Below are 18733 nucleotides of genomic sequence, written 5' to 3'. Positions count from 1 at the left end.
TCCTGCGGCGGAATGGATTTCGCGGCAGGGTAAACGGTCCGGGCAAAGGAAGAAAGGTGGCGGCTATTTCCGCCGCAACAGTTTGCGCAGGCTGAGCAGCAGCCGGGCAATCAGCGCCTGATGCGGCCGGCTGGGCCGGATATGCCAGCCGGTCCAGACGCGCCGGACTTCCTCCTGCGGGATCGCCGGACGACCGGTTGCGGCGCCTGCTGCCAGCCGTTCGGTCAGCGCTTTCGCCAGGGCCTCGGCGGAGGGCGCGAACAGCAGCCGGTCGCGGTCCTCCGGGGCGATCAGTTCGGCCACGCCGCCGACATCGGCGGCCAGGAAGGGAATGTTGCCCAGCAGGCATTCCAGCACGGTGCAGGGCGAATTCTCGATCAGCGACGGCATGATGGCCAGCCGGCCGGGTGCCTCGAGATAGGCCAGCGCATCGGTGCTGTCGAGATCGCTGACAAAGTCTGTCCCGACCGGCCAGCCGGCGGCGCGGCCGGCGACATAATCCCGTCCCTCCATGCCTTCGATGGGGGTCGATTTGCCGAGGAAGGTGATTTTCAGCCCGTCATGCCGGGCAAAAATTCCATTCGCGGCCAGCCGGTCCAGCGCGTCGCAGAACAGCAGCACGCCCTTGCGCGGTTCCAGCCGCCCGAAGAAGACCAGTTCCCTGACTGGCAGGCCCTGGCGCGGTACCGGCGCCCCGGTGCCCTCACCGCGCGGCAGAAGGTTCTGCTGCACGTAATGACGCTTTGGCAGTTGCCAGCCGCGCGCCTCCATCCAACCCAGCAGGTAATGGCTGGGGGCGATCAGCACATCGGCCTGTTCGATGGCGTAGCGTTCGATCCGTTCCTGCTCCGGGTCGTTCGGCAGGCCGTTGCCTTCCGCCGCCCAGGCGCTGGGGCCGTGCGCGCCGATCACCAGCAGTGTGTCGATGAAGCCCTGGCCCATCCGCATGGTCCGGACCGTCTCGTGCCCCAGTCCGATCCAGTCGTGGAAATGCACGATGTCGGCGCGCTCGCCGGCCAGCCAGCTGGTGACCTGCAGCGACAGGGCCAGCGGGCTACGATCCCGGTAGGCATCCTCGTGCAGGAAGGCCAGGCGGATGCCGCGCCTGCCATACAGCTCGGCCCAGCGGTCCTGCCTGTCTTCCTGCTGCATCGTGCCGGCCAGATCAATAAACAGCACGGTGACATGATGCCCGGCTTCCGCCAGCACCTCAGCAAGGCCGGTCAGCGCCGTGGCGATGCCACCATTGCGGACCGGCCCCAAGATCTCGGCGGTGACGATGATGATGCGGTGCCGTGGCGCGCCCTGTGCGTCCTCCGGCCCAAGGGCGGGCGTGTCGTCGGCCAGCAGCGGATAGCGCGTCATGCGGCGCTGCGGCGGTCGGTAGCAGCCGCCCGGTCGAGCAGGGCGGCGATACGCGCTGCCGGCTCGCGCCCGCCGATCATGGCGCGCAGGCATTCCGCGGTCGCCACGGTGAAGGGGGCAAGGCGCAGCTGGCTGGCGCGGGTGCGGCGCAGGGATGGGTCGATGGCATCGCGCACGGCAGCCAGCGCGTCGTCTGCCGCCTGCGGCTGGCCGAGGAAAGCGGCAAGGGCGGCGGCCTGACGCTCTGGCTGGTCCAGCCAGGCATCGTAATCGACGACAAGCCGGGGCGCGCCTTCGCTGTAGGAAAGCGCCTCCAGATAGCTGCGCCGCCACAGCGCCTCCGCATCGGCCGGGGTGACCCGCCCCTTGTCGGCGAAGGAAGCGGTGACGATGGCCGGATCGCGCAGGCTGATGAGATAGCGTGCCGCAAGCCCGCGCCTTGCCAGCAGCCGGCGCCACAGGGGCAGCAGTCGGACAGTGCGCGGGTCCTTGAAGCCCCAGGGCTTGCCAACGGCGGCTGTCAGTTCGCGGTCGAGGATGGCGCCCAGCGCCCCGGCGATGCGGGTTATCTCCGGCCCGTCCCAAGCATCCTGCGGGATCGGCAGGTGGCTCTGCGGCGTGCTCCAGTGCCGGTTCAGCAGGTGGAGCGCCTCATCCTGCAATTCCACGATGCCGGCATGTTCCCAGTAATCATAGGCGGGCTTCGCCTCGAAACTGTCGCGGGTCAGTACCTCCGGTCCCAGCTCCAGCCCCAGCAGGGCGGCCAGTCGCGCCAGCAGCGAGGTGCCGCTGTTGTGCATGCCGAGGATGAAGGTGACGGGCGCGGTCATGGGCAGAATCAGAGAATGTCGGCGAAGCTCTTGCGGGTGCGGGCGAACCAGTAATAGCCGATCCAGGCGACAATGAGGCCGGCCAGCAGGTGCCAGCCCAGCAAGGTCCAGTCGGGCAGGCGGCCCAGCACCAGCACGGCGCGCAGCTGCTCCACCGGGATGGTCAGCGGGTTCAGCAGGATCAGCTTCTGGAAGATGCCCGGCAGCCGTTCCACCGGGAACAGGATCGGGCCGATGAACAGCAGGATCATCGACAGCGGGCCGGTCGCCTGCACGATGTCGCGGAAATACAGCCCCACCGATGCCAGGAACCAGGCCACGCCGACGCCCATCAGCACCAGCGATACCAGCGTCAGCGGCGCCAGAATTGCCGTCCAGGGCAGGCCGCCGAACACCGCCAGTACGGCCAGCACCAGCACGCCGAGGCCGACCGCCAGATGGAACAGGGCGGAGGCCACCAGCACCCAGGGCAACACCTCCAGCGGGAACACCACGCGCTTCACCAGATTGGCGTGCTGGTGCAGCAGCGTCGGGCCGCGCGTCAGGCATTCGACGATGAAGCCATGCAGCACCAGCCCGCTGAACAGCATGACGGCAAAGCCCAGCTTGCCGCCGCCGGCCTCGCTGTCCGCCGCGATGCCCCAGCGCGCCTCGAAGATATAGCCGAACACCAGCGTATAGATGGCCAGCTGCAGCAGCGGATTGCCGAAGGACCAGAACAGCCCCAGCACCGAGCCGCGATAGCGCGACCGCACCTCCTGCATCGCCATCTGGCCGATCAGCTGGCGGTGGCCGAACAGGCTGCCGAACACGCCAGCCGGTGCCTGCAACAGGCGCGACCGCAGGATCGCCGGTTCATCGGATCTGGCAGGGACACTCACCGGTGCTGTTCCTTAAGCGTTTGCAGGCGGTTTCGCGCGCGTCAGCGGCCATGCATAGGCCGTGCGCTGCCGTATGGCAAGCCGGGAGGGACGGCAGCACAGCGACCTTCCCCTTCCCCTGATGCCCGGACCGCGTTAAACCCGGACGCAGTATCGTAACCCTATCCCAACAGCCGGGACCGCCGCCCGCCATGCCTCTTGCCGCCGCTCTCGCCCCGCAGCCGCCGGTCTATTTCCTGCACATCAACAAGACGGCGGGCACCTCCTTTGCCACGGTGGCGCAGCGCGCCTTTGCGATGGAGCGAACCTGCCCGGCGGGGCTGGTGCCGGAGTTGCTGTCGCTGCCGGCGCCACGGATCAAGAGCTACGATTATTTCCGCGGGCATTTCGGTCTTGGCCTGCTGTCGCTGCTGCCGCGCGCCCAGGCGGAGTCGCTGACGATCTTCACCCTGTTGCGCGACCCTGTGGACCGGACCATCTCGCAGATCAATGCGCATTTCCGCAATCCCGGCACGGCGCTGCACAAGGCGGTGGTGGCGCGGCGCGGCGATGTGACGGCCTGCCTGGCGGAGCCGGAGATCGCGCATATGCTGGCGGATTACCAGACGCGCTCGCTGGGGTTGCCGCTCGACCTGGCGGCGCTGAAGATCCAGGGGCCGCCCTTCCGGGGGCTGCAGGAACTGACCGCCGAGGCCGCGCGCGATGCCGATCCGCAGGCGCTGCTGGTACAGGCGAAGCAGACGCTGGACCGCTGCGCGATGGTCGGGCTGGCCGAGCGCTTTGATGAATCGGTGCGCTGGCTGGGGCGGTGGCTGGGCGTGCCGTATGACGGCCCTGCGCCGCGCCGCAACGTGTCCGCCTTCAATCCCGATACCGGCAAGCCGAATGCCCTGTCGCGCGCCGACCTCTCTGCGGCGACGATCCACCGGCTGGAGGAGATCAACCGGCTGGATATCGCGCTCTACGAGCATGCGACGCGTTTGTTCGAGGCCAGGCGGGCAGCATGAGCGGCAGCCTCTCCTTCCTCGGGCTGGGTGCGCAGAAGAGCGGTTCCACCTGGCTCTATTTTATGCTGCGCGAGCATCCCGGCCTCTATCTGCCGCCGGTGAAGGAGCTGCATTTCTGGGACCGCGACCGGGCGCTCGGACTCGACTGGTACCGCGCGCAGTTTGCCCCGGCGCCGGCAGGCACCAAGGCGGGGGAGATCACCCCGGCCTATGCCATCCTCTCGCATGAGCTGATCGCCGAGGTGCGGCGCGAATTTCCCGATATCCGGCTGCTCTACCTGATGCGCAACCCGGTGGAGCGCGCCTGGTCCGGCGCGCTGATGGCCGTGCCGCGCGCCGAAATGACAGTCGAGGAAGCCTCCGACCAGTGGTTCATCGACCATTTCAATTCCGCCGGCTCGCGCTGTAGGGGCGACTACAAATCCTGCATGCAGGCCTGGTTGCGTCAGTTCGAGGGGGAGCGGCTGCGCTGGTTCCTCTATGACGAGGTGGTGGCAGATCCCCGCGCCGTGCTGATGGGCTGCGCCGACCATCTGGGCGTCGATCCCGGCTTCTTCCGCGACCTGCCGGAAGAGAAGCTGAACGCCCGCTATAATGAGGGGACGGGCGTGCCGATCCGCCCTTCGCTGCATGCCTATCTGGCACGGCTGTACCGGCCGCAGATTCTTGCCCTGCAGGATTATCTGAAGCGCGACCTGTCGGCCTGGCTGGAAGCGAACGACCGGGCGATGGGAACGGCGCCGAAATCCTGGCTCGACCGGCTTCTTGGGCGTTAGACGCCCCCGATTAAACGCCCCTGACTAAACGCCTACGATCCAGCCTTCGCGGCGGGCCTGTGGTTCTGCCTCTTCCGGCAGCGTGAACAGCTTCCCGGCACGGTCCAGCCAGCGCAGCCCTGCCGCCGAGATCAGCGCATCGCCCTCATGATCGGTGAGCCGTTCTGGCGCCCCTGCTGCTGGGGCGCTTTCCAGTGCGGTGAGGGCCGTATCCAGCGTGGCGCGGTCCTTGATCTTGGTCGTGCTGCCCAGCGCCTGCCGTCGGAACAGGGTGGGGTAGATTTCTGCCAGCACAGTGGGCTTGTCCGCATCCTCGAACGGCCAGACCGCGACCTGTGCCGGTGCCGCCCGCCGGATGGCCCGCAGCGTGCGGATGCCGGCCAGCGCTGCCTTGCCGACCTGCTTCGCCCCGATCAACTTGAACACGGTCTCAGGGTAGGTGGAGGTTGCCTCGCCGCAGGCGGTTTCGGTCACACGCTTGTCGTTGCGCCAGCCGGGTTTCTGCGTGCCACTGACCCAGTAGGAGGGGGCGAAGGCCGGGTGCGTCACCAGCGGGCCGGCATGGAAATCCGGTGCCTCGGCGCTGGCCTGCTCGATCAGTTCCCACAGGGCGAAGGCGTCGGTGATGTGCTTTGTCCGCCCGGCCAGATAGCCCTCGCCTTCGATCCAGGGGAAGCCGAAGGCGAAGTCGAAACCGGCCAGCAGCCGCTCGCCCGCCGCGATGCGTCGGCCCAGATAATCTGCGACCGTGCTGCGTGTCCAGCGGCTGTCCTCCGGCGCGATCAGGCGCGGGCCCGGTCCGTCGGCGCGGCATTCGGCGAGGGCGATGCCGCTGTAGCGGCCCTTCGCCCCTGACCAGTCGATGCCGATATAGCAGTCGAACCGCTCACGCATCGCCGCTCACGCATCGCCACTTTGCCGCTTCGCGCGCAGCTTCGCCCAATAATCCAGGCGCTTCACCAGTTCGCGCTCGAAGCCGCGCTCCGGCGGGTTGTAGAAGCGCTGCCGCGGCATGCCGTCGGGGAAATAATTCTGGCCGGAAAAGCCTTCCTCGGCATCATGGTCATACTGGTAGCCCTTGCCATAGCCGATATCCTTCATCATCCGCGTCGGCGCGTTCAGGATATGCATCGGCGGCATCAGCGAGCCGGTCTCCTTGGCCGAGCGCCGCGCCGCGCCATAGGCCTTGTAGCCGGCGTTGGATTTCGGCGCGGTGCCCAGGTAGATCACCACCTGCGCCAGCGCCAGCTCGCCCTCCGGGCTGCCGAGGCGTTCATAGGTCTCCGTGCCAGCCATCGCCTGCACCACGGCCTGCGGGTCGGCGAGGCCGATATCCTCCACGGCGAAGCGGATCAGCCGGCGGGCGATATAGAGCGGGTCCTCGCCGCCATCCAGCATGCGCGCGAACCAGTAGAGGGCCGCGTCCACATCGCTGCCGCGCAAGGATTTGTGCAAGGCGCTGATAAGGTTGTAGTGCCCCTCCCGGTCCTTGTCATAGACCGGCGCGCGGCGCTGCACCGTGGCGGCCAGCCTTGCGGCATCCAGCGGCTCCGGCGCGTGCAGGGTGAACACCTCCTCCGCCAGGTTCAGCAGGAACCGGCCATCGCCATCGGCCATGGCGCGCAGCGCCTCGCGCGCCTCCGGCGTCACCGGCAGCGGGCGGCCTTCCAGCGCCTCTGCGCGGGACAGCAGCAGCTCCAGCGCGGCATCGTCCAGCCGGCGCAGCACCATCACCTGGCAGCGCGACAGCAGCGCGGCGTTCAGCTCGAAGGAGGGGTTCTCGGTGGTCGCCCCCACCAGCGTCACCGTGCCATCCTCGACATAGGGCAGGAAGCCGTCCTGCTGCGCCCGGTTGAAGCGGTGGATTTCGTCCACGAACAGCAGCGTGCCCTGGCCGCCGCCCTGCCGGCGGTGTTTCGCAGACTCGAACACCTTGCGCAGATCGGCGACGCCGGAGAACACGGCGGACAGCGGCTCGAAATAGAGGCTGGTACGGTCGGCCAGAAGCCGGGCGATTGTGGTCTTGCCGCAGCCCGGCGGGCCCCACAGGATCATCGAGGCCAGCCGCCCGGCCGCCAGCATCCGCCCGATCGGCGCATCGGGGCTGAGCAGATGGTCCTGCCCGACCACCTCGCCGATATGGGCGGGGCGCAGACGGTCGGCCAGCGGACGCGGAGCCTGGGATTCGAACAGCGACATGGCGGCTACTCTAATGCGGCCCGGTGCGTGGGGGAATGGGCGTTCCCTCCTTTGTCATTCCCGGGCTTGTCCCCCATGGGCGTCCGGGGAATCCAGAATTCAGCTTACTCGACCGACGATCTAGCGAGCGGAAGCCTGGACCCCCGCAACAAGTGCGGGGGTGACGGATGGAGTGGATGGCGGGGGAGGGGAGATTTCCTGACAACTACCCCTGTACGGTGGTTTCCAGCACGCGGTCGCCGCGGCGGATGGAAAGCTGCCATTGCTGGGCGCGGCCGGACAGCGCCTGTTGCAGCTCCCGCACCAGCCCGATCTTGCGGCCGTTCACCTGCAGCACGATGTCGCCGGCGCGCAGCGACAGCCGCTCAGCGGGGGAGCCGCGCGCCACGCCGGAGACGATGACGCCGGTGGCGAAGCCGTCCAGCCCGAGTTCTTCCGCATAGGCGGGGTTCAAATTGGCGACCCGTGCGCCGGCGAAGGGGTGCGTGCCCTCCAGCACGGTCTCGTCGCGCGGCGGTGTCTCCGGCGGCGGCTGCAGATCGAAGGTGAGTTTCGTCTCGCGCCCCTTGCGCAGCACGGTCAGTTCCGCGGTGCCGCCCATCGGCTGCGTGGCGATGCGGTAACGCAGCGCCTGCGCGTCCTGCAGTTCGATGCCGTTCACATGGGTGACAACATCGCCCTGGCGCAGCCCCGCGCGGTCCGCCGGTCCGCCGGGATACACCTCGCCGATCAGCACGCCGACGGGGCGCGGCAGGCCCAGCGCGCTGGCCAGGTCCGCCGTCACGCTCTGCCCGCCGGCACCGATCCAGGGCCGGGCGGCGCTGCCGGTCTCGGCGGCCAGGATAACAGTGCGCACCATGTTCGACGGCACCGCGAAGCCGATGCCGACGGAGCCCGCATTGTTGCGCGAATAGATGGCGGTGTTCACGCCGACCAGCCGGCCATCCAGCGTGATGAGGGCGCCGCCGGAATTGCCGGGGTTGATGGCGGCGTCGGTCTGGATGAAGAAGCTGTAGTCGGTGATGCCGACCTGGGTGCGTGCCACCGCCGAGACGATGCCGCTGGTCACCGTCTGGCCGACGCCGAACGGATTGCCGATGGCCAGCACCAGATCGCCGACCTCCACCCGGTCGCTGTCGCCGAGTTCCAGATGCGGCAGCGCCTCGCCATTGGCTTCGACCTTCAGGACGGCGAGGTCGGTGCGCTCCTCGTCATAGACCAGCTTGGCGGGGAATTCGCGCCGGTCGGACAGCACGACGCGAATCTCGTCGGCGCCGTCGATGACATGGTGGTTGGTGAGGATCAGCCCGTCCGGCCGCACGATGACGCCGGAGCCCAGCGAATTCTGCACGCGCTCGCGCGGGGCGCCGAAACTGTCGCCGAAGAAGCGCCGGAAGAACGGGTCGTTGAACAGCGGCGACATCCGCTGCTGTACCACCTTGCGGGTGAAGATGTTGACCACCGCGGGGGCGGCCTCCTTCACCAGCGGCGCGAAGGAATAGCGCAGCGTCTGGGCATCGGGCGGTACCGCGCGCTGCTGTGCGGAGGACGCGCCGGGCGCTAGCGCGGCGACCAGCAGAATTAAGGCGGCGAGGAAGGGCTTGATCCGGTTCATGGCGACTATGTAGGTACCGTTTGCGGCATTGTCACGACACAGCTTGCAGGCCATATGTGGAGGGTCGCGGCCCGGCTTCTCGCCATACTGCCCTTGCCGTGCGCGCCGGAACAGCCGAGACTCCCGATCATGACCCTGCATACCTCCCATCCCGCTCAGGGCGGTCCGCGCGTTACCGCCGTGCTGGGGCCGACCAACACCGGCAAGACCTACCTCGCCATCGAACGCATGCTGGGCCATTCCACCGGCATGATCGGCTTTCCGCTGCGCCTGCTGGCGCGGGAGAATTACGACCGTATCGCGCGCATCCGGGGGGCGAACCAGGTGGCGCTGATCACCGGCGAGGAAAAGATCGTCCCGCCGCATGCGCGCTATTTCGTCTGCACCGTCGAATCGATGCCGCTGGACCGGCGGGTTTCCTTCCTCGCCGTCGATGAAATCCAGCTCTGCGCCGACCGCGAGCGCGGCCATGTCTTCACCGACCGGCTGCTGAACGCGCGCGGGCTGGACGAGACCATGTTCCTGGGGGCAGAGACCATCCGCCCGTTGCTGAAGCGGCTGATCCCCGAGGCGCATTTCGTCACCCGGCCGCGCTTCTCGACGCTGAGCTATACCGGCTACAAGAAGGTCACAAGGCTGCCGCGTCGTTCCGCCGTGGTCGCCTTCTCCGCCGCCGATGTCTATTCGCTTGCCGAGCTGGTGCGGCGGCAGCGCGGCGGCACGGCGGTGGTGCTGGGCGCGCTCAGCCCGCGCGCGCGTAACGCGCAGGTGGAGATGTACCAGGCCGGCGAGGTCGATTATCTGGTGGCGACCGATGCCATCGGCATGGGCCTCAACATGGACCTTGACCATGTCGCCTTCGCGCGGCTGGGCAAGTTCGACGGGCGTGGCCCGCGCCGCCTGACCGCGCCGGAGCTGGCGCAGATTGCCGGTCGCGCCGGCCGGCATATGAGCGACGGCACCTTCGGCGTCACTGCCGAGGTGACCGGCATCGAGGAAGAGCTGATCGAGCAGATCGAGACCCATGCCTTCGAGCCGCTGAAGGCGCTGACCTGGCGGGCCAGCCGGCTCGACTATCGCAGCGTCGGCAGCCTGCGCCGCAGCCTGGAGGAGCGGCCGCCGCAGCCCTTCCTGATGCGCCAGCGCGATGCCGACGACATGGCGGCGCTGGAAATCCTGTCGTGCAATGAGGAGGTGCTGGCCCGCGCGCAGAATCCGGCGACCGTGCGGCTGCTGTGGGAAATCTGTCAGATTCCCGATTTTCGCAAGCTGCTGACCGACCATCACACGGCGCTGCTGGCCCGCATCTTCCTGCAGCTGACCGATGGCGAGAAGGGCAAGCTGTCGCAGGACTGGGTGGCGAAGCAGCTGGAACAGATCGATACCACGCTGGGCGATATCGAGACGCTGGTGGAGCGCATCGCCCATATCCGTACCTGGAACTATATCGCCCATCGCGGCGACTGGATCGACGATCCGGCGTACTGGCAGGAGCGCGCGCGCGGTATCGAGGAGAAGCTGTCCGACGCGCTGCATGACCGGCTGACCCAGCGCTTCGTGGACCGGCGCAGCGCCGTGCTGGTGAAGCGGCTGAAGGATCAGGACGATCTGGTCGCCGCCGTGCGCGCCGATGGCGAGGTGCTGGTGGAAGGCCATGCCATCGGCCGTCTGGAAGGGCTGGGCTTCATCGTTGACGACAAGGCTGTGGGCGATGAGGCAAAGGCGCTGCGCACCGCTGCGCGCCGGGCGCTGGCTGGCGAGATGCCGGCGCTGGTCCGCAAGCTGGAGGAAACGCCCGATACCGGCTTCCGCCTGATGCCGGACGGGCGCATCGGCTGGAAGCGGGAGGAGGGCGACGAGGCGGCGGTTGGCCGGCTGCGGCGTGGCGATTCCATGCTGAAGCCGCGCGTCGAGGCGCTGGGCGACGATCTGCTGACGCCCGCACTGCGTGACCGGGTGGAGGCGCGGCTGTCCGCCTGGCTGGCCGCGACCATCGGCGACGCGCTGGGCCCGCTGGCCAAGGCGCTGGCGGAGGACAGCCTGTCCGGCACGGCGCGCGGCATTGTCTTCCAGCTGGGCGAGGGGCTGGGCAGCCTGCCTGCAGCACCGCTGGCGCCGGTACTAAAGCTGCTGCAGGAGGCGGACCGCAAGGCGCTGGCCCGGCTCGGCGTGCGCTTCGGCACCGAATCGATGTTCTTTCCAGCATTGTTGAAGCCGAAGGCGGTGGCGCTGCGCGCCGTGCTCTGGTCGGTGCATGAACAGGCGCGGCCGATCCCGCATCCGCCGCCCCCCGGCCGTGTCTCCGTTCCGGCGGAGGAGCTGGAAGCGCCGGAAGGCTTCGTGCCGGCCATCGGCTATATCGCCGTGGGTCCGCGCCTGCTACGCCTCGACATGGCCGAACGCATCGCCGCCACCGCCCGCCGTCTGCTACGCGCGGGGGAGGGCAGCTTTCTACCCTCGGCTGAGATCATGTCGCTGGCCGGCTGCACGGCGGAGGAACTGCCGGCGCTGCTGGCGGCACTCGGCTATCGCACGGTCGAGCAGAAGGCGGAGGATGGTACGATCACGGTCGTCTTCCGCAAGGCGCAACATCGTCCCAAGGGCGGAGCCAAGAATAGGCCGAAGCGCAAGCCGCGCGCGAAGGCGGCGGAACAAGCGGTCAATCAGCAGGCGACGAGCCCCGAACAGGGCCAGCCGGAGGAAAAGCGCGCCCGGAAGGGCAGGGGCCGCGCAGAGAAGAAGAGCGTTCCAGAGGAGAAAAATGAACGGCAGGACAGGCCGGACCGGCGTCGTCAACCGAAGCCCGCACCCAGGCAGTCCGCTGCCGCGAAGCGCCCGCAGGCCTTCGACAGCCCCTTCGCGGTGCTGAAGGATCTGTTGCGGAAATGACCGGCGAGACCATCCGCCTCGACAAATGGCTGTGGTTTGCGCGCTTCTGCAAGAGCCGCACCCTGGCCGCGAAGCTGTGCGAGACCGGCAAGGTGAAGCTGGGCGGCAAGCCGGTCGCCAAGGCGAACCAGATGCTGCGCGTCGGCGATGTGCTGACCTTCCCGCTGGGCCCGCATGTGCGGGTGATCGAGGTGGCGGCACTGGGCACAAGGCGCGGCCCGGCCACCGAGGCGCGCACGCTCTATGCCGACCTTGCACCGCCGGAAGCGAAGCCGCCAACCCCGCCGGAGGAACAATCCCCCGCCGCGCGCGAGCGCGGGGCCGGCCGCCCGACCAAGGCCGAACGCCGCGCCACCGACCGGCTCATCGACCCGTTCGAGTAGGGGCGGTAAGGAAACCCTCTCCCCTGCTTAGGGTAGATTGCTGCCCTAAGCCAACCTAAGCCCCAAACCCTCTCCCCTTGCGGGAGAGGGTGGTGAGCGCCAGCGAACCGGGTGAGGGGGTGGCTCCGCCAGTGCGGTTACCCCTCACCCAGCTTCGCCTAAATCGCTTCGCGATTAAGGCTGCGCAACCCTCTCCCGCAAGGGGAGAGGGAAGAAATTTCTACCTGAACTTTCCGCCAATCACCCCACGCCGGCCTGCAGCAGATCGTGGATATGCACGAAGCCCTGCGGCTTGCCATCCTCGCCGACGACGAACAGGCCGGTGATACGGCGCTCGTTCATGATCGCCAGCGCCTCGGCGGCGAGCGCGTCGGGGCGGATGGTCTTGGGGTCGCGGGTCATCACCGCGCCCGCCGTCTCGCCCAGCAGGCTGGGGGCCATGTGGCGGCGCAGATCGCCATCGGTGATGATGCCGGTCAGCTGGCCTTTGGCATCGACCACGCCGGCGCAGCCGGTGCCGTGTGCGCTGATGCCCAGCAGCACATCGGACATCGGCGCGTCGGGGCCGGTCAGCGGCAGCCGGTCCAGCCCACGCATCAGCGCCTTCACCTTCAGCAGCTGCTTGCCCAGCTTGCCGCCGGGGTGGAAGACACGGAAATCGTCGGCGGTGAAGCCCTTGCGCTGCAGCAGCGTGACGGCGAGCGCGTCGCCCAGCGCCAGCATCAGCGTGGTGGAGGTGGTGGGGGCCAGGCCCATCGGGCAGGCCTCCGGGCAGGCTGGCAGCACCAGCGGCACGGTCGCCGCCTCGGCCAGCGAGCTGCCGGCGCGTTCGGTCACGCCGATCAGCGGAATGCGGAAACGCGCGGCATAATGCAGGATATCCGCCAGCTCCGAGGTGTCGCCGGATTTCGAGAAGGCGATCACCGCATCCTCGGTGCCGATCATGCCGAGGTCGCCATGGCTCGCCTCGCCGGGATGGATGTAGTAGGCGGTGGTGCCGGTCGAGGCCAGCGTGGCCGCCAGCTTGCGCGCGATATGGCCGGATTTGCCCATGCCGCTGACGATCACCCGGCCCTTGATGCCCGACAGGATATCGGCGGCCTGGCAGAAGGAAGCGCCGAACGGCCCGTCGAGCTGGCGCGCCAGCGTCTCCAGCGCCTGCGCTTCGGTCTCCAGCACCTGCCTTGCGTGCTGGATGTCCGCGGCGCGGCTGTCGGTGGAGGCGGTGTCGGTCATGGCCATGTCCCGGTTGCGTCAGGGGAATAATGTTGCGCGACTATATGCGCCCGTCCGTCCGCGCGATCAATGGCGGTGGAGATGTCTTCCTAACCCTCTCCCGCAAGGGGAGAGGGAGCAAGATTAAGCCTCCAGCCGTTTCAGGAACCAGCGCACCAGGCGCTTCCACAGCTCGTCCTTCAGTGCCGCATCCTCGACTCCGGTGTCGAGGTTGGGGTTGTCGTTGATCTCGATGACGAAGACGCCCCGCTCGTTCTGCTTCAGGTCCACGCCATAGAGCCCGTTGCCGATGAGGCGCGCGGCCTTCACCGCGACCTCCACCACTTCCGGCGGCGCCTGCTCCACGGCGAAGCTCTTGAAGCCGCCATGGGTGGCCGGCCCGTCGGCATTATGCTTCACGATCTGCCAATGCTTCTTGGCCATCAGATACTGGCAGACGAACAGCGGTTCGCCATCCAGCACGCCGACCCGCCAGTCATAATCGGTCGGCATGAATTCCTGCGCCAGGATGAGGTCGGATTCCTCCAGCAACTCACGGGTCATCTTCTTCAGCTCGGCCCGGTCGCCGACCTTGTGCACGCCCCGGCTGAAGGCCCCGTCGGGGATCTTCAGCACCATCGGGTAGGGCAGTTCGCCCTCCAGTTCCTCCAGGCTCTTCATGGCGTTGACCACCACGGTCTTCGGCGTCGGCACCTTGTTGGCCTTCAGCAGCTCCGCCAGATAGACCTTGTTGGTGCAGCGCAGGATGGAGGTCGGGTCGTCGATGGCCGGCATGCCTTCCAGCTCCGCCTTCTTGGCGAAGCGGTAGGTATGGTTCTCGATGGTCGTGGTCTCGCGGATGAACAGCGCGTCGTACTCGGCGAGGCGCAGATAATCCTTTTTCTCGATCAGCTCCACATCCACGCCCATGCCCTCGGCGACGCGGATCAGCTTCTTCAGCGAGGCCGGGTCGGAGGGCGGCAGCTCCTCCTTCGGGTTATGGAGCACTGCCATGGTGTATTTCGCCGGCGCGCGCGTCTTCGGCTGGCGCCAGCCGGCGCGGGTGTACTGGTCCAGCGCCCAGTTGAACAGGACGTGTTCTTCCGTATCGAGATCGTCGATGCCGAGCGCGCTGATGCCGGTGATCTTCAGCCATTCGCCATGCCGCACCGTGACTTCCAGCAGCGGGCAGCGGAAGCGGTCGAACACATGCCGGGCGAAGGCCTGGAAGCGGCTGTCATAGGGATAGCCGAAGGCGATGCGCAGCCGGAAGGATTCGGTGGGCGGGCTGACCAGCCGCTTCACCCGGCGGTTCAGCTCCTCCTCCAGGTCGGCGATCTCGCCGGAATAGAGGCTGCGCTGGCGCAGCTGCAGGATGGTATCGACCGTGGGCAGCACGCGGTGGCTGCGCGCCTCGGCCAGCAGCGAGCAGTAATAGCCCTGGGAGAGATAGGCATAGCTGCGCGACAAATTGATGATCTTGGGGTGCTGCAGCTTCAGGTTCTGCGGTGGCGCGATATATTCGCGCGTGCGCAGGATCGCCCGGTCCTCCTCCATGCCGGTGAAGTCGGCCCGGCGGTCAACGACAATGACCCAGTCGCTCATGACCCTGTTCGCTCCCGTGGCTTCAGCACGATGGCGGCACGCAGGTTGTTGCGGCCGTAGCGTGCCATTGTCTCGAACTCGCTTTTCGGTATCGGCATGTTGGCCTTGTCGGACATCAGATCCAGATAGTCGGGATCGACCAGCGGATCGTGGGCATAGACGAAGCGCTCGTCCTGCGCATGAACCACGATCCAGTGCGGCACATTTTCGCGATACATGCGGTAAAGACTGATCAGAACGATGGGCAGCGCGCCCTGTTCCAGCGCCACCGTCATCTCGTCCAGCGTCAGCGCATGGTTATGCACGGCAATGTCGGTTTCCGCCATCTGTTCGGTGAACTCGTCGGAGACCAGCTGGATGACGCGCTTCTTTTCCGCGCTGCGCACCGTGTCCAGGAAGAAGGGCGCCTCGCCGCTGACATAGAGATCGACCGCGAACCCCCGCCGCCAGGCCGCCAGCGCGATGCCATAGGGGCCGCAGCCGCCATGGCCAGACGACATGAAGATCGAGGTCGCCTCGCGCCAGAGCTGGATTTCCAGCCGCTGTCCCAGCTCGGTTTCCGGGTCCAGCGCCTTCATCGCCATCATCAGCGCCGCCGGCCCGCAGGTGAAATCCGTGGTCTGGCTGTAATAGGGCACGCGGGTTTCCGGCGGCACCACGTCGGGACGCAGCCGCTTCTGGTAGCGCACAGCCTCGCTGTGATCCTCGTAATAGTCGAGATAGCGCCCGAAGGGGCGGTAGCCCGCGGCTTCGTACAGCCGGATCGCCGACTGGTTGTCGGGCCGCACCTCAAGCCGCATCAGCCAGGCATGTTCCTCGATGGCGGCGCGTTCCGCAGCGGCCAGCAGCGCCTGACCGATGCCCTGGCCGCGTGCCTTTGCCGACACCGCCAGAGAATAGATCCGCGCCAGCGAGGTGCCGCGCCGGAACAGCGCCAGCACATAGCCCAGCAGATTGCCCTGTTTGTCTTCCGCCAGCAGGCAGGCGGCATGGGCGCGGGTCAGCAGATACTGGAAGTTCCGACGGGTCAGCCGGTCGGTCTCGAAACTGTGCGCTTCAAGCTCCAGCAAACCGTCGATATCCGCCGCCGTCGCCGGACGGATTGCGGGCGAGGCAGGCAGGGGAGGCAGGGCACTTGCGGCGGACACGATGTCGTCGGCGACGCCAATAGTTTGCAGGAATATTGCTATTTCTAATGGGATTGCCGGGCGCCGTCCAGTTCGACCGCCGCCGCGCCGCTGCGGGCGATCCGCCGGTCGTCCTGCGGGCTGAAGCCCTGCACCAGGAAATCGCGGAACGCGGCCATCGGCGGCCGCGGCTGGTCGGGGGCGGGTGTCATGCCTGGCCGGAACCCCCAGTCGAGGAAGGGGGCCAGCAGGGCGGGATCGCCGCTCAGCACATGGATTGGCACGGCCTGCGACTCCGTGTCGCCGGCGATGATGCCCGGCGGCTGGTGGTCGCCCAGCAGGATCAGCAGTGTGCGGTCATCGACATGGCGCGCGGCATAGGATTGCAGCACCTGCAGCGCGCGGTCCAGCGATGCCGCATAGGCCTGGCGCAGGCGGCCGGTATCCTGCCAGAGCGAGTCCGGCTCCCCGCCCTCCGGTGGCAGGTCGTGGAACAGCGCGCCGTCGCCCAGCCGCTCCCAGCCCGCAACCAGCGGCGCCAGCGGCGCGAAGGGGGCGTGGCTGTCGATCAGCGAGAATTTGGCGAAGACCGGCGGTCGTTCCCCTGCCGGCAGGCGGCGTTCTGTCTGCTCGAACCGGTGCAGCGTGAACTGGTCCGGCATGGTCTTCCAGCCGAAGGCCGGCCCCCGGTATCCCATGTCGGCGGCGGACAGCGTCGCGTCGAAACCGAAGAAGTCGCCGGCCGGCCAGGGCCGGGTGATGGCGGGCTCAAAGGCGACGGTGCGATAGCCGGCCTTCGCGAAATAGCGCTCCAGCGTGCGGCGGCTGCCGGTGGTCAAAAGGTCGTAGCGCTGCTGGCTGTCGATGGTGAGGCCGGACAGCACGGAGGCATGCGCCAGCCAGGATTGTCCGCCGGTGATGCTGGAGACCAGCCAGCCGGATGCGGTATGCAGGCCGGCGGTCTCCGCCGTGGCGGCAAAGTGCTCCAGCCTTGCACCGATGCGTGGCGTGTAGAGCGGATCGGTCAGTGCGCTTTCGCCATAGGATTCGATGAAGGCCAGCACGATATCCGCGCCTTTCAGCCCGCTCAGCAGCCGGCCCTGCGGAATATCGCGCAGGTTGTCCTCGGCCTCGGCGGCGCGGAAGGCCGGCTCGACGGTGCGCAACGTCCGGAATTGCGTCCACTGGCTCGCCAGAGTCACGCCGGCGCTGGTCGAGGCCGGCCAGTAGGTGCCGAAATACTCCGGCTTTTCGGCTTGCAGGATTTGTGCGGTGCCGCCGGTCAGCGCCAGCAGCAGCGCCGCGGCGCGCACGCCAGGATGCCGGGCCATCCGCTGCACGCTGCGGGTGGCCAGCATTGTCAGCCCATAGGCCGCCAGTGGGATCAGACCCAGCCCGGCCAGCAGCGCAAGTCCGCCCCACAGGCCGAAGGTACCGGTTGCCAGATCGTAGAGCGCGCGGACCAGCGGCAGGTCGAGAGTCAGGTTCAGGGGGCGGTTCAGCGCCAGCCGGATCATCAGGTCGCCCAGCGCCAGCATGGCAGTCAGCGCCACCAGCGCGGCCACAAGATGCCGTACACGCCGGCTTTGCAGTGCCGGCACCAGGGCGAGGGCAGCCAGCACGATCAACGCCTCGACCGAAAACGCCACCAGATGCGTTGGCCATTCGGTCGGCAGGCGGAAGGGCAGTGCCACCAGCCAGGAGAGGCCGAGGGCCAGCAGCAGATAGGACAGGATGGGAAGAACGGGCATGGCGCTGGCTTCTTGTGACCTTACGTCAGCCCGGCCGCTTCTTCTCCCACGCCCAGGCATGCTCGACGATGGTATCTAGGTCGCTCAGCGCCGGTTCCCAGCCAAGCACGCGCTTTGCCTTGCCGATATCGGCGACCAGCCGGGCCGGGTCGCCCGGCCGGCGCGGACCGTGACGGACCGGCAGCGCCTTATCGGTGACCCGCTCCACTGTCCGCAGCACTTCAAGCACGGAGCGGCCTTCGCCACCGCCCAGATTGAAGGCGCCCGATTCGCCGCCCTCGCGCAGGTGTTCCAGCGCCAGCAGATGCGCCCGGCACAGGTCCGTCACATGCACATAATCGCGGATGCAGGTCCCGTCCGGCGTGTCGTAGTCTTTGCCGTTTACCAGCATCTCCGCGCGCTTACCTAAAATCGTATGCAGCGCCAGCGGGATCAGATGGGTCTCCGGCTCGTGGCGCTCGCCCAGCCGCGCCTCGGGATCGGCACCGGCAGCATTGAAATAGCGCAGCGCCGCCCAGCGCAGCCCGTGGCTCTCCGCCCGTGTTGCTAGCGCCTGCTCGACCAGCAGCTTCGACTGGCCATAGGGATTGATCGGTTTTGCCGGATGATCTTCCGGGATCGGCACCGTCTGCGGTTCGCCATAGATGGCGGCGGTGGAGGAGAACACCAGCGGCGGCGGCACGTTGCGCGCGGTCAGCGCGTCGAGGAAGACCAGCGTGCGCCGGTGATTATTCTCCAGATAGCGCTCCGACTCTTGCACAGACTGGCCGGCTTCGATGAGGGCCGCGAAGTGCAGCACGGCATCGGGCCGCACCTCATCCAGCAGCCAGCCGACCAGTGCCGCATCGCCGATATCGCCGGTGACCAGCCGCGCGCCGCTGACCGCGACTGCATCCGCATGGCCACTGACGAGATTGTCGAGGACCACGACATCATGTCCGGCCTCTGCCAGCATCAGCGCCATCTGGCTGCCGATATAGCCGGCGCCGCCGGCAATCAGGATACGCTGTTTGGTGTGCGCCACGATGGCTCCCGTCTTGTTCTCTTCGGCGTTTCCCTTTAGCACAGCACGGAGCCCGGTACCCCTGCC

General features: G+C 67.7%; 15 protein-coding genes. 4 read left to right on the top strand and 11 right to left on the bottom strand.

Features of this window, described 5'->3' with window-relative positions:
- Positions 1-63: 63 nt before the first annotated feature.
- The 3 genes from P24_RS19280 to P24_RS12145 are packed head-to-tail and all read right to left on the bottom strand — an operon-like array spanning position 64 to position 3076.
- Positions 64-1365 carry a glycosyltransferase family 4 protein gene (locus P24_RS19280; RefSeq protein WP_008945027.1) on the bottom strand — a complete coding sequence of 434 codons (1302 nt, stop codon included), beginning with the start codon at positions 1363-1365 and terminating at the stop codon, positions 64-66.
- The gene (locus tag P24_RS20080) at positions 1362-2195 is read right to left on the bottom strand and encodes a family 2 glycosyl transferase (protein WP_008945026.1); all 834 of its coding nucleotides are present in this window, start codon (positions 2193-2195) and stop codon (positions 1362-1364) included. The genes P24_RS19280 and P24_RS20080 overlap by 4 nt, the downstream gene beginning before the upstream one ends.
- Before the next feature lie 8 nt (positions 2196-2203).
- Positions 2204-3076: an ABC transporter permease gene (locus tag P24_RS12145; RefSeq protein ID WP_008945025.1), complete on the bottom strand. Its 873-nt coding sequence runs from the start codon at positions 3074-3076 to the stop codon at positions 2204-2206.
- Between the two features lie 191 nt (positions 3077-3267).
- Here P24_RS12145 and P24_RS12140 point away from each other — a divergent pair, with 191 nt between their 5' ends.
- Positions 3268-4083, top strand: a complete 816-nt coding sequence (locus tag P24_RS12140) for a sulfotransferase family protein (RefSeq protein ID WP_008945024.1) — start codon at positions 3268-3270, stop codon at positions 4081-4083.
- Positions 4080-4859, top strand: a complete 780-nt coding sequence (locus tag P24_RS12135; RefSeq protein WP_008945023.1) for a sulfotransferase family protein — start codon at positions 4080-4082, stop codon at positions 4857-4859. The genes P24_RS12140 and P24_RS12135 overlap by 4 nt, the downstream gene beginning before the upstream one ends.
- A gap of 24 nt (positions 4860-4883) precedes the next feature.
- On the opposite strand, the gene P24_RS12130 is transcribed toward P24_RS12135, so the two are convergent.
- From P24_RS12130 to P24_RS12120, 3 genes are all read right to left on the bottom strand, one after another.
- Positions 4884-5753: a hypothetical protein gene (locus tag P24_RS12130; RefSeq protein ID WP_008945022.1), complete on the bottom strand. Its 870-nt coding sequence runs from the start codon at positions 5751-5753 to the stop codon at positions 4884-4886.
- A gap of 6 nt (positions 5754-5759) precedes the next feature.
- Positions 5760-7058, bottom strand: coding sequence for a replication-associated recombination protein A (locus P24_RS12125; RefSeq protein WP_008945021.1), 1299 nt, complete (start codon positions 7056-7058; stop codon positions 5760-5762).
- Between the two features lie 205 nt (positions 7059-7263).
- On the bottom strand, positions 7264-8673 hold the full coding sequence (locus P24_RS12120; protein ID WP_051013135.1) for a DegQ family serine endoprotease: 1410 nt from the start codon (positions 8671-8673) through the stop codon (positions 7264-7266).
- A 129-nt stretch (positions 8674-8802) separates the two neighbouring features.
- On the opposite strand from P24_RS12120, the gene P24_RS12115 reads away from it, so the two are divergent.
- Positions 8803-11562, top strand: coding sequence for a helicase-related protein (locus P24_RS12115; RefSeq protein WP_008945019.1), 2760 nt, complete (start codon positions 8803-8805; stop codon positions 11560-11562).
- A complete protein-coding gene (locus P24_RS12110; RefSeq protein ID WP_008945018.1) occupies positions 11559-11945 on the top strand; it encodes an RNA-binding S4 domain-containing protein in 387 nt (128 codons plus the stop codon). The genes P24_RS12115 and P24_RS12110 overlap by 4 nt, the downstream gene beginning before the upstream one ends.
- A gap of 240 nt (positions 11946-12185) precedes the next feature.
- Here P24_RS12110 and P24_RS12105 read toward each other — a convergent pair whose 3' ends face one another.
- The 5 genes from P24_RS12105 to galE all read right to left on the bottom strand — a co-directional run bounded on the left by P24_RS12105 (position 12186) and on the right by galE (position 18667).
- Positions 12186-13187, bottom strand: a complete 1002-nt coding sequence (locus P24_RS12105; RefSeq protein ID WP_008945017.1) for a KpsF/GutQ family sugar-phosphate isomerase — start codon at positions 13185-13187, stop codon at positions 12186-12188.
- Positions 13188-13304: 117 nt separating this feature from the next.
- A complete protein-coding gene (locus tag P24_RS12100) occupies positions 13305-14765 on the bottom strand; it encodes a RimK family protein (protein WP_008945016.1) in 1461 nt (486 codons plus the stop codon).
- Positions 14762-15913, bottom strand: coding sequence for a GNAT family N-acetyltransferase/peptidase C39 family protein (locus P24_RS12095; protein ID WP_237740196.1), 1152 nt, complete (start codon positions 15911-15913; stop codon positions 14762-14764). The genes P24_RS12100 and P24_RS12095 overlap by 4 nt, the downstream gene beginning before the upstream one ends.
- Positions 15914-15957: 44 nt before the next feature.
- Entirely contained in the window at positions 15958-17643 is a 1686-nt protein-coding gene (locus P24_RS12090; RefSeq protein ID WP_008945014.1) for an alkaline phosphatase family protein, read from the bottom strand.
- A 25-nt stretch (positions 17644-17668) separates the two neighbouring features.
- Positions 17669-18667 carry a UDP-glucose 4-epimerase GalE gene (gene galE, locus P24_RS12085; RefSeq protein WP_040707568.1) on the bottom strand — a complete coding sequence of 333 codons (999 nt, stop codon included), beginning with the start codon at positions 18665-18667 and terminating at the stop codon, positions 17669-17671.
- Positions 18668-18733: the final 66 nt, after the last annotated feature.

It is taken from the genome of Oceanibaculum indicum P24, assembly GCF_000299935.1.
Classification (GTDB): domain Bacteria; phylum Pseudomonadota; class Alphaproteobacteria; order Oceanibaculales; family Oceanibaculaceae; genus Oceanibaculum; species Oceanibaculum indicum.
Note: the sequence above shows the minus strand (reverse complement) of the source record. Positions and strands in the feature narration are given on the sequence as shown.